The 22912-nt window shown below is 33.1% G+C and carries 17 protein-coding genes and 2 pseudogenes; 3 read left to right on the top strand and 16 right to left on the bottom strand.

All coding sequences use genetic code 11. The features are described from left to right. Positions 1-11 precede the first annotated feature (11 nt). Entirely contained in the window at positions 12-998 is a 987-nt protein-coding gene (gene trhO, locus STRUR_RS04475) for an oxygen-dependent tRNA uridine(34) hydroxylase TrhO (protein ID WP_006739059.1), read from the bottom strand. A 162-nt stretch (positions 999-1160) separates the two neighbouring features. On the opposite strand from trhO, the pseudogene STRUR_RS11870 reads away from it, so the two are divergent. Further along, positions 1161-1463, top strand: a pseudogene (locus STRUR_RS11870) (hypothetical protein). Positions 1464-1590: 127 nt separating this feature from the next. Beyond that, positions 1591-2739, top strand: a pseudogene (locus STRUR_RS11865) (cobalamin-independent methionine synthase II family protein). A 26-nt stretch (positions 2740-2765) separates the two neighbouring features. Here STRUR_RS11865 and addA read toward each other — a convergent pair. After that, on the bottom strand, positions 2766-6407 hold the full coding sequence (gene addA / locus STRUR_RS04460; RefSeq protein WP_006739369.1) for a helicase-exonuclease AddAB subunit AddA: 3642 nt from the start codon (positions 6405-6407) through the stop codon (positions 2766-2768). Then, on the bottom strand, positions 6397-9636 hold the full coding sequence (rexB, locus tag STRUR_RS04455; protein ID WP_006739990.1) for an ATP-dependent nuclease subunit B: 3240 nt from the start codon (positions 9634-9636) through the stop codon (positions 6397-6399). The genes addA and rexB overlap by 11 nt, the downstream gene beginning before the upstream one ends. Before the next feature lie 155 nt (positions 9637-9791). On the opposite strand from rexB, the gene ypfJ reads away from it, so the two are divergent. Continuing rightward, entirely contained in the window at positions 9792-10706 is a 915-nt protein-coding gene (gene ypfJ / locus STRUR_RS04450; protein WP_006739344.1) for a KPN_02809 family neutral zinc metallopeptidase, read from the top strand. A gap of 15 nt (positions 10707-10721) precedes the next feature. Here ypfJ and STRUR_RS04445 read toward each other — a convergent pair whose 3' ends face one another. The 13 genes from STRUR_RS04445 to STRUR_RS04390 form a co-directional block, all read right to left on the bottom strand. Beyond that, positions 10722-11408 carry an ABC transporter ATP-binding protein gene (locus STRUR_RS04445; protein WP_006740115.1) on the bottom strand — a complete coding sequence of 229 codons (687 nt, stop codon included), beginning with the start codon at positions 11406-11408 and terminating at the stop codon, positions 10722-10724. 9 nt (positions 11409-11417) lie between these two features. Next, positions 11418-12494 carry an ABC transporter permease gene (locus tag STRUR_RS04440; RefSeq protein WP_006739524.1) on the bottom strand — a complete coding sequence of 359 codons (1077 nt, stop codon included), beginning with the start codon at positions 12492-12494 and terminating at the stop codon, positions 11418-11420. 83 nt (positions 12495-12577) lie between these two features. Then, positions 12578-12940, bottom strand: coding sequence for an OsmC family protein (locus STRUR_RS04435; RefSeq protein ID WP_006739685.1), 363 nt, complete (start codon positions 12938-12940; stop codon positions 12578-12580). Between the two features lie 57 nt (positions 12941-12997). Beyond that, positions 12998-15403, bottom strand: coding sequence for a phenylalanine--tRNA ligase subunit beta (pheT, locus tag STRUR_RS04430; protein WP_006739045.1), 2406 nt, complete (start codon positions 15401-15403; stop codon positions 12998-13000). Positions 15404-15417: 14 nt separating this feature from the next. Continuing rightward, the gene (locus STRUR_RS04425) at positions 15418-15942 is read right to left on the bottom strand and encodes a GNAT family N-acetyltransferase (protein WP_006738735.1); all 525 of its coding nucleotides are present in this window, start codon (positions 15940-15942) and stop codon (positions 15418-15420) included. Between the two features lie 87 nt (positions 15943-16029). Then, positions 16030-17076 (bottom strand): phenylalanine--tRNA ligase subunit alpha, encoded by a 1047-nt coding sequence (gene pheS, locus STRUR_RS04420; RefSeq protein ID WP_006739473.1) that lies wholly within the window; start codon positions 17074-17076, stop codon positions 16030-16032. Positions 17077-17408: 332 nt separating this feature from the next. Then, the gene (locus STRUR_RS04415) at positions 17409-18281 is read right to left on the bottom strand and encodes a DNA/RNA non-specific endonuclease (RefSeq protein WP_006739187.1); all 873 of its coding nucleotides are present in this window, start codon (positions 18279-18281) and stop codon (positions 17409-17411) included. A 38-nt stretch (positions 18282-18319) separates the two neighbouring features. Further along, positions 18320-18508: a DNA-directed RNA polymerase subunit beta gene (locus STRUR_RS04410; protein ID WP_006739007.1), complete on the bottom strand. Its 189-nt coding sequence runs from the start codon at positions 18506-18508 to the stop codon at positions 18320-18322. A gap of 1 nt (position 18509) precedes the next feature. After that, a complete protein-coding gene (gene murA, locus STRUR_RS04405) occupies positions 18510-19781 on the bottom strand; it encodes a UDP-N-acetylglucosamine 1-carboxyvinyltransferase (protein ID WP_006738429.1) in 1272 nt (423 codons plus the stop codon). 71 nt (positions 19782-19852) lie between these two features. Beyond that, positions 19853-20077 carry a DUF1146 family protein gene (locus STRUR_RS11260; RefSeq protein WP_006739940.1) on the bottom strand — a complete coding sequence of 75 codons (225 nt, stop codon included), beginning with the start codon at positions 20075-20077 and terminating at the stop codon, positions 19853-19855. 67 nt (positions 20078-20144) lie between these two features. Then, complete coding sequence (locus tag STRUR_RS04400) at positions 20145-20561, bottom strand: F0F1 ATP synthase subunit epsilon (RefSeq protein ID WP_006739343.1); 417 nt, start codon at positions 20559-20561, stop codon at positions 20145-20147. A 12-nt stretch (positions 20562-20573) separates the two neighbouring features. Then, positions 20574-21980, bottom strand: coding sequence for a F0F1 ATP synthase subunit beta (gene atpD / locus STRUR_RS04395; protein ID WP_006739325.1), 1407 nt, complete (start codon positions 21978-21980; stop codon positions 20574-20576). 44 nt (positions 21981-22024) lie between these two features. Then, on the bottom strand, positions 22025-22900 hold the full coding sequence (locus STRUR_RS04390; RefSeq protein ID WP_006738825.1) for a F0F1 ATP synthase subunit gamma: 876 nt from the start codon (positions 22898-22900) through the stop codon (positions 22025-22027). Between the last annotated feature and the right edge of the window lie 12 nt (positions 22901-22912).

Raw genomic sequence — 22912 nt, 5'->3', positions numbered from 1 at the left:
GATTTCTTTTTTTAAGCCATTACAGATTCTGGTAAATATTCTCCAATGGCTTCCAAACGATCTGACCATTCTTGTCTAGTTAAACCGTGCTCAGCAACATAACGGTTTTTTTCATGAGCGCGACATTCAGGTGAGCAACCACGTAAGTATTTTGCTTCATTTTCTTCTGATGCAAAAATTTGTTTGTTACAAAACGGATTTGCACAATTCACATAGCGTTCGCATGGTTGACCATCAAAGTAATCACGCGCAATAACGGTTGGCTCTACATGATTAATCGGAACTGCGATTCTCTCATCAAAAACATACATAGCACCATCCCATAAGTCGCCTTGAACTTCTGGGTCTTTACCGTAAGTTGCGATTCCGCCATGTAATTGACCAACATCTTTAAAGCCTTCACGAACCATCCAGCCAGAAAATTTCTCACAGCGTACACCACCTGTACAATAAACAACCACACGTTTTTCCATAAATTTTTCTTTGTTATCACGAACCCATTGAGGTAATTCACGGAAGTTACGAATATCTGGTCTGATTGCTCCTCTAAAATGTCCCAAATCATATTCGTAGTCATTACGTGTATCTAATACAACAGTATTGTCATCAAGTAATGCTTCTTTAAACTGTTTTGGACTTAAATATTCGCCAGTAGTTTCCAAAGGATTGATATCTTGGTCAAAGTCATTATCTTCAAGACCTAAATGAACAATTTCTTTTTTGTAACGAACAAACATTTTCTTGAAAGCTTGTTCTTCTTCTTCATCTATCTTGAACCATAAATCAGCAAAACGATCATCACTATGAACCCAATCCATATATTTTTGCGTTGTTTCATAATCACCAGAGACTGTTCCATTAATCCCTTCATCAGCTATTAAAATTCTACCTTTTAAGCCAATTGATTTACAAAATTCAAGGTGTTTTTTTGCATATTCTTCAGCATTTTCAATAGCTACATATTTGTAGTAAAGTAATACTCTAATCTTGTCAGACATATTTTCTCCTCGCATTGATATAATTTAACACTTTATTATATCCTCTATCGTTTTATAATCTCAAATGATTGGCTTGTCTATTTATTCACAATAATCAAATTAAAAGTGAATGTAACACATTTATGGTATCCTAAGATAAAAACAGAGAAAACGAAGGAAAATATGAACTACGAACTTTGTTTAGAATATGGTACTTTCCCACTAAAAGAAATAGGTGACTATGTTATTGATGATCAAAACCCACCGTCATTTATAGCTGATGATCAGGTGTTAGTTAACAAGTTGACTGTCATGAACTAACTTTTTCACGAATTATTTTTAACTATTGAGAGTCAATTTCATTATATCGGTTCTGAATTTCCTGAAAAGAGAAAGGAAATACAAACACTCTATGAGGACGTTTCTGATATTCTTATTCAAAAATACAATGATCACTCCATTTCAATAGAAACATTTATTCTTTAAGATGAATCTTTTGATTCATCTTTTTTTGATATAGTCAATAGCTATAATCAAGACTAAATAAATAACTATTTTTCATTTTTCCTATTTTCCGTTACCATAGTTTTATTAGGAAAAAGAGGTAGACATTATGACACATTCTAGATTTCAATTAGTAGGATCACTACTTAGACCAGCAGATTTATTAAATTACAAAACAAAAATTGAGCAACGTGATGATATTCAGTACCCTTTTTATGATTATTTTGATGGTTATCACGAAACGGAAACAAAAAATATCAAAAAAGTTATTCAAGATGAAAAGGACCATGGGATTGATGTTTTAACAGATGGTGAGTATTCCAAATCAATGTGGCATCTTGATTTTATTTGGGGCTTTGACGGTATTGAGCGTTATATTGCTGAACATGGTTATAGCTTCAAAGATCACGATGGTAGTCACTATGAAACCAGAAAAGACATTGGAATTCGTATTGTAAAACCACTTTCTGGAAAAAATCATCATTTTCTAGATATTTATAGACTTCTAAAAGAAGAAGCTGGTGATTTTCAAACAAAACTAACGGTTTGGGGACCCGCCCATGCTTACACAGAGCTTGCTATTTTTGATAAGTTAGCAGGAGAAAATCAAGTCTACAAAACAAATGAAGAGTTGAAAGCCGGACTAATCAATGCTTACCAAGAGTTTTTGGATGACTATGTTGAAATAGGTGGTAAAATCATCCAATTTGATGATTGTTTGTGGGAACTTTTTGATTAATCAAATCCAAATTCATTCTTTGCTGAAGGAAATACCCAATTGGCAGATTTAGCAGATGAATTTATTGCTATCAATAATCAAATCGTTGATTATGCACATTCTCTTGGTTTAAAAGTTTGGACACACAATTGTCGTGGAAATTACGAAAGCCGTTCTGCAGCAGGTGGTACATATGAAGCTATCGCTGAAAAGTTTTTAAAAGATCAACATTATGATCGTTTCTTTTTAGAATGGGATAGCGAAACTTCTGGTGATATCTCTGCTCTATCTAGTTTAAAAGATAAAGATGCTGAAGTTGTATTAGGGCTACTCTCATCAAAAACAACTGATTTAGATAATGAAGAACGAGTCTATGAACTACTTGAAAAAGCAAGTCAAATTTTACCTAAAGAACGACTTTATTTATCACATCAATGTGGATTTGCTTCTTGTGATTCTGGTAACGAACTCGCAATTCATCAACAATGGAAAAAAATCGAACAATGTCAGAAAATTGCAAATCAATTTTGGAATAACTAAAAAAATCTAACATTTGTTAAATTTTTTTAGTTATTTACTTCAACTACTTCAACTTGCTTACCACCCAATAAAATCAAAAATGACTTAATTTCTCTATTAGGATAAGCTTTCAAAAGACTTTCTGCATAAAGTGACATTTGACCTTTATACCGCTTTACCACATCTAAAGTATTTTTATAGTGATCTGTCTTATAATCAAATAATATCAATTGATTTTCAAAAACAAAATAACCATCTATAATTCCACGAATGACATAATCTTCATGACTGATATCATCTTTTTTTAACATTGCAAAAGGAGCTTCACGAAAAAGATTTTCAGGATAAGAAAGCATCAACTGACCTAGTTTTGTATGATTGAAAAAATCAAATATCATTTTAGAATCTATTTGGCGCCTTAATTCAGTTGGCAATAACATCTCATCAATGGTTTTTTCAATTACAGATTCTGTTATTTCAGCTTCTAGTGGGAGTCTTTGCATTAATTCATGAATACTAGATCCGATTTGTGTCGCTTTGATATCTAACCTTTTGTCTAAACTTGGTAATTCAAATTGTCTTGATTTTGAGTAAGAGTCCTTTTCAATATCAACGCCTTCTGTATCTTGTACTGGCTCGTATAGTTTCTTGACTTGACTTGGCGTTCTAACAGCTGGTTGATTGATAGCTGGTTCATATTGCTTGTTTAAGATTTGAACAGCTTCAAGTCGTTTTAGGGCATCAACAATCTCTTGACTCTGTCTCTCTTTTAAGACTACATTTGCTCTAATCTTATCAGTTTGTTTTAGCTGGCCTATTTTGTCATCTGATAACTCATGATCAGAAATATAAGTGATCTCCATATATTCTTTGGTATCTTTAAATATGTGATCAATCGCTAATAACCATTCCATAAAACTTGACATTGATTGTCTCTCGATAAGAGGGATTTTTTGGTTTTCAGACTCCATCTGAAATTTAGTTTCCCATTTATCTTGATTTGCTTTACCAACAAGATAAAGTTTCTTTTCTGCTCTTGTCATCGCAACATAGAGTAATCTCATTTGTTCTGATAGGGTTGCTAATTTTAGTTCAGCACGATTGACCTGATAAGGAAGTGTTTCTAATACTACAGGGACACTAGGAAGAATTGTCTCTTGTAGAGCTTCTTTAAAATCTGCAGTGTACTTTATTCCAATTCCATTTTTTCGACTTAATATTGCTTGAGCATTGACATCAGTGAAACTAAATTTTTTGTCAATATTCAAAATAAACACATATGGAAATTCAAGCCCTTTTGATTTATGAATTGTCATTAAACTAACTGCATCTTTTGGAACAACCGCTTCAACAGAAGCTAAATCATTTTCTGCTTCAATAATATGATCAATCATATTAATAAATCGTGATAAACCTCTAAAACCATTCTTTTCAAATTGGTTGGCCCTAAGTGCTAATGCATAAAGATTAGCTTGTGCTTGTTCTGCTTTGGGGCTATCTCCAACATAATCAAAATAAAATCGGTCGTTGTAAATGGTCCAAATTAATTCATAAAGTGCTGTATTTCTAGATAATGTTCTCCATTTATCTAAATAGGTTTCAAAAGTAACTATTTTTTGTGAAAGGTCAGCTGTTATTAGTTCAGGATGTTCTCCTGAATGAGCCTTGGCATTTTTTAGTTTTTCATAGAAATTTTCTTTTTTCTTATCCTTTTTACCTTGAAGAGAAATTCTAGCTAAATCATCTTCATCAAAAAAGAACATTGGCGAACGAAGTAAAGCAATTAATGCATAATCATTCAAAGGATTATCAATTGTTCTTAGTGTTTCAAGCATGACCATTACTTCAACCGACTGAAGGTAATTTTGCTCTCCTCCATCAGCAGCTAAAGGAATGCCATACTGATTAAACAGTCTAATTATACTATCATTTCTTGTTCTAGAGGAGACTAACAAGGTGATTTCATTAAATGCAACATTCTCATGATTATGCAATCTGATAATTTCTTTGGCAATTATCTTAACTTCACCTGGATCTATAGGATTAGCTGATTCTTCTTTATATTCAGAATTATCTTGAAGACTATTGTCATAAAGTAAAATCTGAGCTTTATTTTCTGGTTTTGCAATTAATTGCCTTTCACTTCCAGCTTTTAAAGAATGATTGTCATCATAATCGATATCACCTATTTGGACATCCATTAAGTGTTTAAACACCTGATTTGTTACTGAAATCACTTCATTTTGACTTCTAAAATTTTCTTTTAAAATAATTAGTTTGCCATGTTGGGGATGGTTTAAATAGTCTTGAAATTTAGCATTAAAAATAGCTGGATCTGCTTGTCTAAACCTATAAATTGATTGTTTAATATCACCTACCATAAAGCGATTATGACCATTTGATAATAGCTCTAATAATCTTTCTTGAGTATGGTTATTATCCTGATACTCATCGACCATAACTTCATGATATTTCTCTTGAAAAGTTTGTCTAATCACTTGATTTTCTTCTAAAATCTGAATTGCAAAATGTGCAATATCCCCAAACTCAAAACAATTTTCTTCTTTCTTCAAAGCTAAATACTGTTGTGAAAAAGTCAATACAAAGGACTGCAATAGTTCAAGTAAAAGAATTGTTTCAGGCTGGTATTGAAAAATAGTCTCTAAGTGTCTAAAATATTGAATTTCATTTTGAATAGCCTTAAAAACGGAATAAGAAACCTTTGCAATAGTAATATCCGTTCCTGATGGTAATAATGCAGCCAATTCTTTTGCTAGTTGACTCAGTTTTTCTTTACCATAATCAGTTTCAAAGTGTAGTGCACTCTCATGTAATTTCTCGATTAATGCTAAATGTTGAGTGTATTTTTTTGTGGGTTTACCATCTTTCTTAAAACGTGGATACTCTTCTAAATCTGTTAAATCTTTTAGAGAATCAGCAGTTTGGTGCATTATTTCTAAAAATTGATTGATACGTTGATTTGAAATGGCATCAAAAGATTGTAAGTCTAAACTGGCTTTTAAAAATGTTGTTTCTAACCATTCTTTTGGATTTTCTGTTGATTGGCTAAATTGATAAATAGCATAAACCAATTGTTTGAAAGCATAGTTGTCTTTTCGATTTCCTGAAAAATTTCGAACCAATTGTCTAAATAGTTTAGCATCTTTTCCATTTAAATAAGATTCAAATAATTCAGTGAAAATGGTATTTTTAAAAATATCCTGTTCAGTCACATCCTGAAGTATTCTAAATTGTGGAGAAACTCCGATAAGATAACCATATTGATTAACCAACTTTTGTGTAAAAGCATCCATAGTCCCAATATCAGCTAGTGAAATCGCGTTAATCTGATCATTTAAGCGATTTTTTTCTTGAGGAGAAGTTTCTTCTTTAATTGCTGTTTGAAGTTTTGTTCTTAAACGATCTTTTAATTCACCTGCCGCCTTTACAGTAAAAGTTGATATGAAAAGTCGGTCTATCGAAACACCTCGTTTAATCATATCCATTATTCTCTCAACCATGACAAAGGTTTTTCCAGATCCTGCAGACGCTGAAATTAAAATATTTTGGCCACTACTATAGATAGCTTCAATCTGTTCTGATGTTCTTTTTTGTTGCTTATCTGAGGATAATTCCTCAATCTTTAACTTTTCAATAGCTTCTTTATCTAAAAAAGGTTCATAGTTCATCATCGACCTCAACTTCTTGCATTTTCTTCAAAAAGTTTTCTTTTTTTTGTGTTCTTGGTAATTTGATTAATTGTCTAGCCTGTCCAAAGTCTAAATCAGCTTCAAACCGCGTTATTGATTTCAGCTGATTGCCTGCGACAGATTTTCCATCTTCTGTATAAGGGTTTATCAAAAACTTACCACTTTGTATGGTTTTTGCAGCTTTTTCAAAAAGAAAATTATTGTAATTCAGAAGTATTTCTAATTCTTCATCACTATATAAAGCATTTTTGATTTGATAGGTTCCACCTGCGAGGTGTTCTTTTTCTTTTTCAAGAAAAATACCTTTATAAGTTAGGTCTTGATAGAGTGATGCTATCATTTGAACACTAACTTCTTTTATTTTTGCTAACTCTAATCTAGGTTCTAGCATATGAAGATACATGGCACCAAAAAGTCTGTTAGACTGATTGAGTTCGGTATCTTTTTTAATTGCTGATAAATAGGTGACTAATTGTGGACTGAGACCATTATAAAAACGCCCAATATCAAATGTATTTTTACTTGACTTATAATCTACCACGCCATAACTACCATCATCTAATTGGTCAATTCTATCAATATAGCCATTAACCTTAACTTTTTGCTTAATGGTATAAGAAAATGGTTTTTCTTGCTTAAGCACTTTTAAACCTTGATGATGCCTTAAGATACTAGCAGTGCTACGAGCAATATCCTCTAAAACACTCAATGAATAACGACCAGCAGCATCCTCTTGATATTGTTGGAAAAATCGCACATCAGTATTAGCTTTCTCAATTGAATTTTCTAGTTTTTGATCAAAAGTTAACGTCGAATGGTCTTTCATTACATTTTCAAAGATAAAATGAAGATAGGTACCATGATTTCGTGCATCAGGATGAATACTTTCTTGTTCCTGTAATGCTAAAACATTTTGTAAGTAATACAAATATTGATTATTATGAAATGTTGTTAAAGCAGATGACGATAAGTTTAGGGGCTCATTTTTAGGAAATTTAATATCTAAAACTTCTTTAGATAAGGGTTTTGTTGCTAAATGATTTGGTCTGTTTAGAATATAAAGGTTTTCTTCTTCTAGTTTATGTCGTAAATAACGACTGGCTGCTGCCCAAAAAGTTCTTTCATGATCACCTAAAAAAGTATCCTTATCCTGATTAATGGAGATGATTCGCGATAATAAAGCTTTATCATTTCCAATATCTTCAACATTTATAGCTTGAAGACTAGCTTTTTTGTCACTCACAGGGACTCCGATGTCAGTAAGTTCCTTCAAGTAAGGCGACATATCATCTTGTGATTCATTTACTACTGTTGGTGAACTCAAAATAAGATTTTGACTTGCACTATGAAAAAGTGAAACTGCTGTAAAATGACTTTTCTTTGTATTCTCAATACTTGCAACGTCAAAATGTGTATCTGATGTCTCAATCAGATTTTCATTTAGCTTTATTCTTTCTTCATCACTAAGTAAAGAATGTTGAGTCACTTGTTTAGGAAAATGACTAGCAGTTAAACCAATAGCAAATACAAATTTATTAGTATGTGGCTCCACCAAATCATAAGATTTAACATTAACCACATCAATAGTTGCAGGTACAACTCTGTAATTGCCTGCTAACATACCATTTTTTATTAATGATAATGCCTTTTCAATTGATAATGTATCATCACTGAAAAGAAGGTTAAATTCTGAAATAACGGTCGTAAAAACTTTCCAAACTTGTTCTTGTTTTTCTAATTCAATTTCATTTAGTTCTTGACTAAGTGATTGAAAATGTTCCGCAAATTGAATCGTTTCTAAGTAGTTCAACAATTTTTTAAGGAGTGAACTTCCTTTTTGAGCCTTAACTTTTAATAATTTTGAAAGCGGCTCTACAACGGCCTGACGAACGCGATTTAACTCTTCTAAATCATATTTATTTTGATTTTGATAGCTAAATGTGCGGTTAAATTTGGTAAAACCATTAATATCAGCATATTGTAAGTACTGATTGAATTTATCAATTAATTCTTGATCAAAATGAGTTGATAATTGTGATTTCAAAAGTGTCATGATATCTTCACGACGCCAATTATATTTTTTAAGACGCTCTAAGGATTCAAAGAATTGAATCAAAGAATGTTGTGACATGCTTTCTGATTTGCCAATATAATAAGGAATATCATATTTATCAAAAATAACTTTCACTTGTAATTCGTAAGCTTCTACATCACCAAGAAGAACTAATATATCTTTATAGCGATATCCCTGATAAAGCTTTTCACGAATTGCTTTAGCTACTTGTTCTATTTCATCTTTTTGATTAATGGTTTGCCAAATTAAAACAGCATCATCTTTTTGGTTATTGACAACATCTATTTCTGAGAAGTCATGTAAAGCTTCAAAAGTCTTTGAAAAATGAAAAAAGGCATTAGCTGTTTTGTGATGATCATTAATGTATTCAACTTTAGTTTGAAAACGGCTTGACAATGATCTCATAAATGAGATTGAAGTTTCAAAAATATTACCTCCATAAAATGATAATTTATAGGCTTTTTCAGTCATATAAGTACCAATAATGATCGATACCCCATGATAATGCAAATATGAAACAAGCCTTTCTTCTTCGGCTGAAAAACGAGTAAAACCATCAATAACAAGAGTTACATCTGAATAAGACAGACTTAATTTTTGAGTCTCTAAAGACTCAATTAAATAATCAATAGCTGATTGATTATCAAAATTACCGTCTAACAAGATCTGATTAACTTCGGCAAATATCAGTTGTAAATCTTCAAATTTACTTTTATTTTCTAAGGTCTCCAAATCTGAAATTTGAGCATTGGAACTTTGTAAATCTTTATACAGTTCTACTAATTGTTTTATAAATCCAGCATCTTGTTTTAGTTTGCCATACAATTTCAAATGTGAGTCATTTAGTTGACTCAATGCTTTATAAAATACCATCGATAATCCCGTATCATCTAATGACGTTTTTTGAACAGGTCTATTTAAAACTAGGTACCTAGCCAATTGGGCAAATCTCGTAACCGTTATTTGAAATGATGCTTTTTCAGGTAAATGTTCTAGAACTTGTCTTTCTTTTTCAAAAGAAAGTGAGTTAGGTGCAATATAAAAAACACGCTGACCTGCTTTTGCATTATGATAGGCAATGTCAGTTAAAATATGAGTTAAATCATTGTTAATATCGGTATAAATTAATCTCATCTTATCTCTTTTCTTATCCTTGTAACTTATTCCTATTATATCAAATCTACGTCTTTTTGTTTCTTAGTAAAATTTCAAGCGGTTTCAATTACATTTTTAAGCATTTCTAATAATAATTGAGTATAATAGATTTAGAAAAAGAATGAGGTTTTTGGATGAAGACAGATAAATTAAGAGAAAGTCAAAATGTTGAAGATCGTAGAGGACAATCTTCAAATTATAGTACTGGTGGAGGTAGCTCCAATTTATTACTTCAATTACTCTTTTCAAGAGGTGGCTGGAAAACAAAATTAGTTTTACTTCTACTACTTTTAGTATTTGGAGGTGGTGGATTGAGTGGTATTTTTACTGGAGACCAATCTTCCAGTAACAGTAGCTCTTATCAATCTACACAAGTAACACAGACCAATAATGCTGATGCAAGTAATGAGCAAATACAATTTGTCAGTAAGGTCTTTGCTTCTACCGAAGATTTTTGGACATCAGAATTTAAAAAAGAAGGTCTAAACTATCATGACCCTAAATTAGTCTTATATACTGATAGTATTCAAACTGGTTGTGGAATTGGACAAGCTTCTGCAGGACCATTTTATTGTTCCGCCGATCAAAAGGTTTATCTTGACATTTCTTTTTACGATGAATTATCTCAAAAGTACGGAGCTAAAGGTGACTTTGCTATGGCATATGTCATTGCTCATGAAGTAGGACATCATGTTCAAAATGAGTTGGGTACAATGACTGATTATGCTAAAGCACGTCAAAGAAAATCAGAAGCTCAAGCAAATCAATTAAATGTTAAATTAGAGCTACAGGCTGATTATTATGCTGGTGTTTGGGCAAATTATGTACAGGGACAGAATCTCCTTGAAAAAGGTGATATCAACGAAGCAATGCAAGCAGCACATGCTGTTGGCGATGATACTCTTCAAAAAGAAGCTTATGGCAAAAGTGTTCCTGATAGTTTTACTCATGGTACTTCTGAACAGCGGCAAAGATGGTTTGATCGTGGTTTCCAATATGGCGATATCAATCATGGAGACACATTTGCACTTGATTATGGTAAATTATAAAAAAGCATAACATGGTTATGCTTTTTTATGTTGGTTTTCTTCCAAGTTTAATTGACCATCTTTAATGGTATAAACCTTATCGCATTTTTTTATCATGCGTAAATCATGTGTTACCATAATGATAGCTTTTTTGTAGTCCTTACTTTCTTTTGCTAGCAAATCAACAACTTCAAGGGCACGATCTGTATCCAAACTTGCTGTTGGCTCATCTGCCAATATAAGAGATGGCTCATTATAAAGCGCTCTAGCAATAGCAACTCTTTGTCTCTCTCCACCAGATAAGTCTTGAGGTAATTTATTTTGTAATGACGAAATTCCTAGTTCTTCAAAAAGTTTATGACGTTTTTCTTTATTTTCCTGTTTATTCAGACGATCAATTAACTCTAATTGTTGTTTAACGGATAAAAATGGAATTAGATTTGATGCTTGTAAAATAAAGCCAATATCTTTAAATCTAAGGGACGACCTTTTCTTCTCTGATAAGTTTGAATAATCTTTTTCATTAACAAAAAGTTGACCTTTAGAAGGTGTCTGTAACCCACCCGCAATAGTTAAAAAGGTTGATTTTCCAGAACCAGATGGTCCAATGATGGCAACAAATTCACCTTCTTCAATACTGAAGTTAGTTGGTTTTAAGGCTTTAATGACTTGATCACCATCTTTAAAGGTTTTTTCAACATTTTTAAATTCTAATACTGTCATCATATCCCCCTAACCTATTGATTTCAATGGATCAATTTTAATAATTGCAATAATTGAGAAAAGTGTTCCTAATAAAGCAAATCCAACCATAGCTACAAAAATAACACCATAATATAGCCAATTACTTTGGAATGGAACTGCACTTGGCAATCCTAATGAGGTTAACCATGTTCCAAGTAATCCTATAGCACTACCAAGTGCACTCAAAATGAATGTTTGCATCAAAACAGCGCTGGCAATTGTTTTATTAGCAATTCCTTGAGCTTTCATAACACCAAAAATAGGAGCTTTTTGAATGGTTAAAACATACATAAAAATACCAATAATAATTGCAGAAATGACAATTAAGAAAACAATCATAAAGCCAAAGGTCATGACTTGTGCATTATAGCCTGGTAGTTTATTAATAAAGGTTTTAATTGGAAACTCTTGTAAATCATCTTTTGGGTAGTCCTTCAGCTTACCTTTTATCACTAAAGCATTAATACTAGAGCCAGGTTTTTTAGACATAGCATTAAATTTTAAAGATTCAAAACCTTTTAGAGATGTATAAATAACTGGTGAAACACTAAATTTAGCACCAGAAGTATACCCTACTATTTTAAACGTTTTGCTAGAATTTGTTGAAGATATCTTATCACCAATTTTAAAATCATATTCATCAGCTAAAGTCTTATCAATAACTGCTTCATGCTCAGACTTAAACATTCTCCCTTTTTCAATATGTGGTGCTAAGAAACTGGATTTATCGATACCAAAAAAACTAACTTTAGCTTTATCACTGTCTTTAGGATCTTTCTTAGTCCAAGATACCGTACTTAATTGAGCTAAAGGTGCTTTTTTATCAGCATCAACTTTTTTGATTAATGACTCATCAAACATTGATAAAGTCAAAGTACTATTTGAATCCCTAGTTAATAAAACAGAACTTGCTTCCCATTTATCAACAGCAGATCGATTTTCTTGCATCAAGCCATAAGCTAAACCTGTTAGAAAGAACATTAAGTAAGCTACCAAGAAGAGCAAACCAAAGATTAAGCTGTAGCGTAATTTTGAATGACGCATTTCATTAAGTGCTAAAAACATAAAATCTCCTTTTAATTATCAAACAATTATAACATAGTGTTGAGGCAATTAATAATAAAAAGATACCCAAGGGTATCTTTTTATTATAGGTATTTTAGACTAAAGGTAATATCATCAGCTAACACTTTTTTGACCCGACAATAATTATTGATAAAATTAGTCAATTCATCTTGATTGGTATCCTTTACCAAATCAGGTAAATCTATCTTTAAATCAAAATGTCTATCCTCATAAGTTGTTTCAACAATGATATCTAATGTATCAAGTCCTTTTTTCTTTTTAAAATAGCTTTGTAGACACATGGTAACGCAAGATCCTAATGCAATAGTCATCAAACTCATTGGTGTATCGCCATCTTTTGTTTCCCAAAATAATTCAATAGATTTACCATATCCTTCAGATTGTGCATGAAAATAAGTGTCACCTGAAATTTTTGTTTGATACATTTTTGTACTTCCTTTCGATAATGAGCAAAAGAATCTAGAAATTCTAGATTCTAACCTTTATCTGATTTGTGCATTTAGTTTTTCACTTAGTGCTTTGGTTATTTTTCCCATATAACGTGCAACTTCTTCATCTGTCAAATTACTATCAGATTTTTGGAATGTCAAACTATATGCTACTGACTTTTTACCATTTTCAATGGATTGACCCTGATAAATATCAAATAATTTAATTGAATTTAAAGAGTTAATCCCAACTTCATGAATGACTGTCGTGATATCTTGATGACTAATTTCTTGATCAATTAGCAAAGCAATATCTCTTGAAACAGAAGGGTATTTTGTGATTTCTTCAAAAGTTTTTGCAGGTCTTAAAGTATTCTCAACTGCTGTCAAATCAATTTCTGCAACATAGGTTTCAGCAATATCATAAGCTTTTGCAGTTTGAGGATGCACTTGTCCAATAAAACCAATTATTTGATTGTCTAGTTGAATTAAAGCTGTGCGTCCAGGATGCATGTCTGCCAATTCAGAAGATGGTGTGAAGGTTACTGATAACTGTAATTTATCAAATAAAGCTTCAACAATTCCTTTAGCATAGAAGAAATCAACTGCAATAGCACTTGTTTGGAAATCTTTTTCAGAAATTAATCCTGTCAAAGCAAAAGCGAAATGTGTTAATTCATTTGGTAAGTCTTCTTTTGGATTATGTTCTTGCTCAAATACTTTTCCAATCTCATAAATAGCGACATTTTTATGTTTTCGAGCAACATTATAAGCAACAGTATCTAACATACCAGAAACCATATTTTGTCTTAAAACAGAACGTTCTACAGACATTGACCACATTAACTCAGTTAAATGACTAGGCTTGACTGTAAATGCAGTCGCTTTCTCTGGTGTTGTTAAAGCATAAGAGATAATCTCAGTTAATCCTGTTCCTTCAGCAATACGGCGCACTTGACGTTTTAATTGCTGTGCTTTTGTTAATGCCCCTGCAGTTCCACCTGCTTCTGGAAGTGTTGTTGGTAAATTATCGTATCCATATATACGTGCAATTTCTTCAACTAAATCAGCTTGTATACTAATATCCCAACGTCTTTTTGGAACTGTAACTGTAAAATGTTGATCATTACCTTCAATATCAAATCCAAGTTGTTGGAATACTTTTTCAATATCTGCGTATGTCAACTGAGTACCTAAACGAACATTAACATAATCTAAACTTAAAGATACTTTAACATCTTGATCAGGCAATTTCCCATCAGAAATGATGCCAGATAAAACTTGACCATCTGCTAATTCAGTCAATAAAGCAGCTGCGTAGTCTAATGCTTCTAAAACAGTATCTGTGTTAATCCCTTTTTCAAATCGTGAAGAGGATTCAGAACGTAAATTGAGTCGACTACTTGTTTTACGAACTGACTTCCCATTAAATAAAGCAGCCTCAAGGACAACTGTTTTTGATTGTTCATCAATCTCAGTTGATTGTCCACCCATAACACCAGCCACTGCAACTGGTTTATCAGCAATCGTGATAACAACATCTTCACTTGTTAATTGTCTTTCTTCACCATCAAGTGTAACTAAAGATTCACCTTCTCTGGCATCTCTTGGTTTGATTACTTTAGCTTCAAATTTATCATAATCAAAAGCATGCATAGGTTGACCAAAATAAAGAAGAATATAATTGGTGACATCAACAACATTATTGATCGGTCTTATACCAGCATTCATCAAAAGATTTTGCAACCATTGAGGACTTGGTTTTACAGTGACATTTTCAACAATGCGACTGGCATAAAATGGCACCTTTTCACTTTCAATTGTGACTTCTATCAAATCATGTGCTTTTTTATCAACTTCTTTTAAGGTTTTAGATGGAAAATGAACTTTCTTATCATAGATTGCTGCTACTTCATAAGCAACACCACGCATTGATAAAGCATCTGCACGATTAGGAGTAATGGCTAATTCAATAATTTCGTCATCCAAATCCAAATATGGAAAAATACTCTCACCTGGAATAGCGTCTTCTGGTAAAATTTGAATACCATCAGAAAATTCTTTTGGAATGATAGAATCTGATAATCCTAGTTCTTGTAAAGAGCATATCATCCCTAAAGACTCTAAGCCTCTGATTTTTCCCTTTTTGATTTTATAATTATCAGCAATTCTTGCACCTGGTAAGGCAACAATAACTTTGATACCTTCTTTGACATTGGGTGCGCCACAGACAATTTGTCTTAAATCGTCATCACCTGTATCGACCTGACATAAATTTAGATGTGTTTCTGGTACAGGTTGGCATGAAACAACATGACCTACTACTAATTTAGATAATCCTTCTGAGGGTGATTCAACACCTTCTACTTCAATTCCTGTAGTTGACATTTTTTCTGCTAATTCAGATGGATCAACAGTGACATCTACAAGTTCTTTTAACCATTTATATGATACTAACATTATTTTTTCCTTTTTTACTTCAATGATTTTTTCATTAACCAATCAGTCTCAACTAAATCACCAGTTATAAAATGATGCTCTGAAAACCGCTCAAAACCATTTTTACGATAAAGGCCTTGTGCTTTAATATTATGCTCCCAAACACCAAGCCAAGCCCAAGATTTTTTGGATTCATAGGCTTTTTCCATAGCATATTGAAAAAGTTTATTCCCTAATCCATGTCCTTGGTATTGGCGTAAAATGTAAATTCGTTGAATTTCAAATGCATCTTCTAGTTCGTGTTCTGTCTGTGATTTTCCCCAATTAAGTTTTAAATACCCAGCAATGTCACCATTGACTTTTAAAAAACGCACAATCGATTCAGAATCATTTAATACTTTTTCTAAAACAGATAATGAATAAGATTCTTCAAAAAAATCATCTAGTTGTTTTTTTGTCATGTGATCGCCAAATGTTTCAGTATAAGTTACTTTAGCTAGTTCACTTAATTGAGGTAGTTCTTCCAACTTTACAGGTACAATTTCAATAGTTTGTGTCATATCTTATCTCCTTTTGAGACCTATTAGTTGCCTATTTACTTAGTTGATGACAAATTCGTTTTTTGACTAACTATTAACTCTTAAGTTTTAGTTATTAAATTGTTGTGAAAAACGGACATCACCTTGATAGAAACCACGGATGTCATTGATTCCATAACGAAGCATAGCAATACGTTCTTGACCTAATCCAAATGCAAAACCAGAGTATTTTTCTGAATCTACACCAGACATTTCGAGAACACTTGGGTGAACCATACCTGCTCCAAGGATTTCTATCCAGCCAGTTCCTTTACATACATTACATCCTTTTCCACCACATTTGAAGCAAGAAACATCGACTTCTACTGATGGTTCTGTAAATGGAAAATAAGAAGGTCTTAATCGAATTTTACGGTCTTCACCAAACATTTTTTTGATAATCATTTCAAGTGTTCCTTTTAGATCACCCATTGAAATATTTTCACCAACAACTAGACCTTCTATTTGATGGAATTGATGAGAGTGTGTTGCATCATCTGTGTCACGACGAAAAACACGACCAGGTGAAATCATTTTTAAGGAACCTTTTGAAAAGTCATGCTTATCTAAAGTTCTAGCCTGAACTGGACTAGTGTGTGTTCTCAGCAAAATTTCTTCAGTAATGTAAAAAGTATCTTGCATATCACGCGCTGGATGATCTTTTGGTAAATTCATCCGCTCAAAGTTATAGTAATCTCTTTCTACTTCGTAACCGTCAACAATTTGGAAGCCCATTCCCAAAAAGATATCTTCAATTTCTTCATTGATTTGAGTTAAAACATGTCGATTACCAAGATGTTGTTGACGTCCTGGTAATGTTACATCTAGTGTTTCAGAATCTAATTGTGCTTTGATTTTAGCTGCTTCTACAATCTTTGCTTGTTCTTCAAAAGCATTTGTCAAAACATCTCTTACTTCATTTACTTGTTTCCCCACAACTGGACGCATATCTGCTGAAAGGTCTTTAAGGCCTTTTAACAATTCGGTCAATGATCCTTTTTTCCCTAAGACAGAAACTTTTAAATCTTGAAGTTCTTTAGCTTGTGGGCCTGTCATTTCTTTTAACTTTAGCTGAGTTGTTTTTTTTAACTCTTCTAATTTTGCTTGTAAATCCATTTTTTTCCTCTCTTAAAACATCTATCAAGATGATAACTTTTATAAAACGTTTGAGCAATTCATCACTAAAAAAGAAAACGCGTGTCAAAACTCCAATATCGGAGCGTTGACACGCGGTACCATCCGTTTTTTATCTGATATTTCAGATCTTAATTTACTTTCTTTTAATTAGTTGAGTGAATTCACAATGTTTTCGCTAAGAGGACTTCCAGTTATAATCCTCATTCCCTGTCTAGTTTCTACAATGTTACTAGTCTCTATAAAAGTCTATTCAATTATATTTATTTTATCAAAAATAAAGCTATTTGACAATATCCTAACGATTCTGACAATTAAGAATGATTAGCTTTAATGTAACCAGTTGCGTAATCAACCGATAGACCGGGTTGAACATTTGGAACAAACACATTAAATTCCAAAGAACCATCATCTGATTTAGCTTCTATATGAGAGCCACTTGACAATATATTATCGCCATCATAAATTAAAGTCACTCTGTAACGAACTCGTTTGTTGCTATCAAGTGCTCGTCTAACCATACTTTCGTAATAATTTTGACCAGTTGAATAGCGATTATTTGATTGGTTTGCCCAAGCTAGTTGTGTTGCAATATTATTAACATTTGTCATAGAAGCATCAAATCCTTTTAGATTTCCAACAAGTGCATAACCTATGAGATGACCTCTATCTACAGCATGATCATATTCTCCTTTTAAGTTATAAACCTGATGCCAACCTGCAGGTTTCCAGTTACTTCGTCTTGATTCTGTTTCATAACGATTTCTGTATTGTCTTGTCGCTCTTGAAAGTAATGCATTGGCAACAGTTGGGACAATCTGATGATTAACAACTTTTGTTTTGTTTTCTGCATAAGGTTGACTTGAAACACTTGCATTCAAGTCTGTTTGATTATTATTAATAATAAATGCTCCATAGCCATTCCATTTAATGTTTTTACCAAGTGATTGCTTAACAGAGCTAGTTAAGACAGATTCAGCTAATGCTTGACTTGGAGTATCTTCTTGACTTGAAGAATTATTTTGTTTGTAATGACTCTGATTAAAACCTAAATAAGATGATAAGATTTGTGTTAAAGTTGAGTTATTAGAATTGGTGTTACCATTTGATAAGACAATAAAAATTACTGAAACGATAACAACAATTAATGATATGATAGATTTTTGTTGTTTTTTATTAAAAGCCATTTTACTCACTTTTTGTTGAAATAAAAAGTAGGTTTACCCTACTTTCCACTAAATTTACTAATGATAGAATGCCACTTATCAGGTGATAAGATTGCTAGTGGATGCGATCCGTCTCCCATTACACTATAACCTAGAACTAAACCTACTGCTAAAAAGATTAAACACATTACCACAATAAATAAAATAAGTAATAGTTGTTTTGTGACATATTTCCAACCACTTGACATCTTAATCCTCACTAAAGCGTTTGATCGAAGCACCTAATGATGCTAATTTATGATGAAAATGATAATAACCACGATCCAGATGACTTAATTTACCAACGACAGTTTCACCATTGGCAACCATTCCTGTCAAAATTAAAGCGGCACTTGCACGTAAATCTGTAGACATAACTGGGGCACCCTGAAGTTCTTTACCACCATGGATAATAGCTGTTTCACGTAAGATTTCAGTTTGAAGACCCATTCTTCTCATCTCTTCTAAATGTTGGAAACGATTTTCGAAGACCGTTTCAATCATCGTTGATTCACCATTTACGACTGCCATCAATGCTGTAAATTGAGCTTGCATATCAGTTGGAAAACCAGGATGTGGTAAAGTCTTAACTAAGACAGGTTTTAACTGACTAACATCAGATTGAACACGAATACCCTTGTCTTCTTCTGTTACTGAAACACCCATTTCTAGTAACTTAGAAATTAATGGTCTATTATGTTCCCAAACAGCATCTTTAATTAATACATTACCAGATGTCATTGCAGCAGCAACCATAAAGGTACCAGCTTCAATTCTATCTTGTACGACATCATGTTCTGCACCTTTAAGTTCACTAACGCCATAAATAGTTAATGTTTCAGTACCAGCACCTCTGACATCAGCTCCCATCTTATTTAGAAACTGAGCTAAATCAACAATTTCAGGTTCTCTAGCTGCGTTCTCAATAGTTGTCATACCATCAGCAAGTGTTGCAGCCATCATAAGATTTTGAGTTGCTCCAACTGATGGAAAATCCATATAAATCTTAGCACCTTTTAAGTGTTCAGCAGTTGCAGTAATGTCCCCACCACTTTGACTGATTTTAGCTCCCATTGCTTCTAACCCTTTTAGATGAAGATCAATGGGTCTACTTCCAATTGTACATCCACCTGGCATAGAAACTTTGGCATGTCCATTACGGGCTAAGATAGGCCCTAACACGACAATCGAAGCTCTCATCTGGCTGACATATTCATAAGGTGCAATATCTTTTATTGGTTTAGAAGCATCTACTGTTACTTGATTATTATCTTGATCAAAATCAACTTCAATATCTAAGCCTCTAACCACATTGTTCATGGTAAAAACATCTAATAAAATTGGAACATTTTTTAAGACACTTTTACCATTTTTAGGTAAAATCGTTGCTGCTAATAACGGTAAAACAGCATTTTTGGCACCTTCAATAACAACGTCCCCCTCAAGACGCGTTTGGCCACCTTCAATAATAAATTTATCCACAATTTTCTCCAATATCTTAAGTAATACTATGATTATATCACAGTTTTAAGGATATTACCTTATCAGATATCCTAATAAAAAATCTGAGTTAATTGGAAACATTCAAGGAAGAAATGACTAACTGAATAACCAATGGCAATACTAATAAAAACAATTAAGAGTCTAATTTGCTTCGCGTTATCAGGAGTTTCTTTGATAATCCTATTCCAATTGACAAGAGAAATTAATAAATTATGACTAATCCAAATAAATCCTAAATGACTTAGAAGGGTAACTAATGGTGTAAAATCTTTCATAATGCCATTATAACAAATTCTATTTTGTCATAAAATAAAAAAAGAGGTTCCCCTCTTTTTTTATCATCTATTTTGTTCCAACACTAATACGATTAATAGCTCTTTGTAAAGCAACTTTTGCTCGTTTTACTTCATCAATATTGTGTTTCGTTTCAGCTTCTTGAATAGCTCTTTCAGCTCGTTGTTTAGCGCGCTCTGCTCTAGAAACGTCAATATCACGTTCCCTTTCAGCAGAATCAGCTACAATGGTAACCAAATTATCTTTAACTTCAAGAATTCCACCATTTATAGCAACCCAATCCACATGATTATCATCATCAACACGTCGAATCTTCATTTCGTGAACATCAAGAGGTGCTATCGTATTGATATGATCTGGTAAAATTCCCATTTCGCCATCTGGTGTCCGTATTGAAATAAAATTAGCATGGTGGTCATATCTGATACCATCAGGAGTTACCACCTGAACAGTCATATAGGTCATGATATCACCTCATTAATATCCCATCTTTTTAGCTTTTTCAATGACATCTTCAATAGGTCCAACTGAACGGAATGCATCTTCGGGGATTTCATCATATTTCCCTTCAAGAATCTCTTTAAAGCCACGAACTGTTTCAGCAACTGGTACATAAGAACCAGGAAGTCCAGTAAATTGTTCAGCAACGTTAAAGTTTTGAGATAAGAAGAATTGGATACGACGAGCACGACCTACAAGTGTCTTTTCTTCGTCAGACAATTCATCCATACCAAGGATGGCAATAATATCTTGTAATTCACGATAACGTTGAAGAACACGTTGAACTTCTGTTGCTACTTCATAGTGTTCTTGACCAACAACTTCTGGTGCTAATGCGCGTGAACTTGAAGCTAGTGGATCAACCGCTGGATAAATACCCATCTGTGTTAACTTACGTTCAAGGTTAGTTGTTGAATCTAAGTGAGCAAATGCAGTTGCTGGCGCTGGGTCAGTATAGTCATCAGCTGGGACATAGATAGCTTGAATTGAAGTAACAGAACCTTTTTTAGTTGAAGTAATACGTTCTTGTAATTGACCCATTTCAGTAGCAAGTGTTGGTTGATAACCAACAGCAGAAGGCATACGACCAAGAAGTGCAGACACTTCTGAACCAGCTTGTGTGAAACGGAAAATATTATCAATAAATAATAGCACGTCTTGACCTTCAACATCACGGAAATATTCAGCAATGGTTAAACCAGTAAGGGCAACACGCATACGTGCTCCTGGTGGTTCATTCATTTGACCAAAAACCATGGCTGTTTTTTCAATAACACCAGATTCTTTCATTTCCCAATATAAGTCATTACCTTCACGAGTACGTTCACCTACACCAGTAAATACTGAAATACCACCATGTTCTTGTGCGATATTGTGAATAAGTTCTTGAATTAAAACGGTTTTACCAACTCCGGCACCACCAAACAAACCTACTTTACCACCTTTTAAATAAGGTGCTAGTAAATCAATTACTTTAATCCCTGTTTCTAGAATTTCTGATGATGTTGATAGTTCATCAAAAGCAGGTGCTTTTTTATGGATTGGTTGACGTTCAGCATCTTCAGCAAATGCTTCTTCAAGGTCAATCGTATCACCAAGAACGTTAAAGACACGTCCTAGTGTTTCTTTCCCAACTGGTACACTAATAGCACGACCAGTATCAAGAACTTCTAATCCACGAGTAAGCCCATCAGTTGATTCCATGGCGATTGTACGAACAAGACCATCACCAAGTTCAAGAGCGACTTCAAGAACAACTTTTTGTTTTTTCTCACCGTCTTTATAGACAATCAATGCATTATTAATCTCAGGTAATTTTTCACCATTTGCAAACATAACGTCTACAACTGGACCAATAACCTGAGCAATTTTGCCTGAGCTCATGTGTTTCTCCTCTTTGTTATTTTATTTTTTATCAAGTTACTTTATTATTCTAGCGCATTGGCACCAGCAACAATTTCGGTAATTTCTTGCGTAATGGCAGCTTGACGCGCACGGTTATACTGGATTGTTAAATCATTGATAACATTTTTGGCATTGTCAGTAGCTGTTTGCATTGCTGTCATACCCGCAGCGTGTTCAGCAGTTTTTGCATCAATAATAGCTCCATAGATTAAGCTTTCTGTATACTGAGGTAAAAGTTGTTCAAGGATTTGATCACGATTTGGCTCTAATTCAAATCCTGTCACGCCTTCATCAGAAGCTTCATTAGCATCTAATTCAGTAATTGGAAGCATTTGTTGAACACGAACTTGACTTGTAATGCTATTTACATGATGGTTATAACAGACATATAGCTCATCAAATAATTCATTTTTATACATTTCAACAGATTGTAAAATAATTTGACCAACTTGCTCAAAACTAGGTTGATCTTCTAATCCACGTAATTCATAAGCAACATTAATATGACGTGCTTTGAAAAAGTCAGAACCAACCCCACCTATTGAAATGATAGCGTAGTCCTCACTACTATGATATTCATCAATCATATCCATGACAGCCTTCAAAATCTTTGAATTATAGCCTCCTACTAATCCTTTATCAGAAGTGATGACAATATAACCAGTTTTCTTCACTGGTCTTGAAGCCAACATTGGATTATCAGAGCCTTGTGTTAATTCAGATTCTAACAAGTCTGTAGTAATTTGACGAATTTTAGAAGCATAAGTTTGAAAGTCACGTGCTGATTGCTCAGATTTCACTAGTTTTGCTGATGAAACCATACGCATAGCACTTGTTATTTTACTTGTTTTTTCTGTTGAAAGGATTTTTCCTTTAATTTCACTTAGGGAGCCTACCATATTAGTATCCTC

This window comes from Streptococcus urinalis 2285-97 (assembly GCF_000188055.2).
GTDB lineage: Bacteria > Bacillota > Bacilli > Lactobacillales > Streptococcaceae > Streptococcus > Streptococcus urinalis.
This window is presented reverse-complemented; position numbering and strand designations above follow the sequence as displayed.

Excerpts from the sequence above, each read along its gene's own strand:
- trhO (WP_006739059.1), bottom strand. The coding sequence starts at position 998 with ATGTCTGACAAGATTAGAGTATTACTTTACTACAAATATGTAGCTATT.
- addA (WP_006739369.1), bottom strand. The coding sequence starts at position 6,407 with ATGAACTATGAACCTTTTTTAGATAAAGAAGCTATTGAAAAGTTAAAG.
- rexB (WP_006739990.1), bottom strand. The coding sequence starts at position 9,636 with ATGAGATTAATTTATACCGATATTAACAATGATTTAACTCATATTTTA.
- ypfJ (WP_006739344.1), top strand. The coding sequence starts at position 9,792 with ATGAAGACAGATAAATTAAGAGAAAGTCAAAATGTTGAAGATCGTAGA.
- STRUR_RS04445 (WP_006740115.1), bottom strand. The coding sequence starts at position 11,408 with ATGACAGTATTAGAATTTAAAAATGTTGAAAAAACCTTTAAAGATGGT.
- STRUR_RS04440 (WP_006739524.1), bottom strand. The coding sequence starts at position 12,494 with ATGTTTTTAGCACTTAATGAAATGCGTCATTCAAAATTACGCTACAGC.
- STRUR_RS04435 (WP_006739685.1), bottom strand. The coding sequence starts at position 12,940 with ATGTATCAAACAAAAATTTCAGGTGACACTTATTTTCATGCACAATCT.
- pheT (WP_006739045.1), bottom strand. The coding sequence starts at position 15,403 with ATGTTAGTATCATATAAATGGTTAAAAGAACTTGTAGATGTCACTGTT.
- STRUR_RS04425 (WP_006738735.1), bottom strand. The coding sequence starts at position 15,942 with ATGACACAAACTATTGAAATTGTACCTGTAAAGTTGGAAGAACTACCT.
- pheS (WP_006739473.1), bottom strand. The coding sequence starts at position 17,076 with ATGGATTTACAAGCAAAATTAGAAGAGTTAAAAAAAACAACTCAGCTA.
- STRUR_RS04415 (WP_006739187.1), bottom strand. The coding sequence starts at position 18,281 with ATGGCTTTTAATAAAAAACAACAAAAATCTATCATATCATTAATTGTT.
- STRUR_RS04410 (WP_006739007.1), bottom strand. The coding sequence starts at position 18,508 with ATGTCAAGTGGTTGGAAATATGTCACAAAACAACTATTACTTATTTTA.
- STRUR_RS11260 (WP_006739940.1), bottom strand. The coding sequence starts at position 20,077 with ATGAAAGATTTTACACCATTAGTTACCCTTCTAAGTCATTTAGGATTT.
- STRUR_RS04400 (WP_006739343.1), bottom strand. The coding sequence starts at position 20,561 with ATGACCTATATGACTGTTCAGGTGGTAACTCCTGATGGTATCAGATAT.
- atpD (WP_006739325.1), bottom strand. The coding sequence starts at position 21,980 with ATGAGCTCAGGCAAAATTGCTCAGGTTATTGGTCCAGTTGTAGACGTT.
- STRUR_RS04390 (WP_006738825.1), bottom strand. The coding sequence starts at position 22,900 with ATGGTAGGCTCCCTAAGTGAAATTAAAGGAAAAATCCTTTCAACAGAA.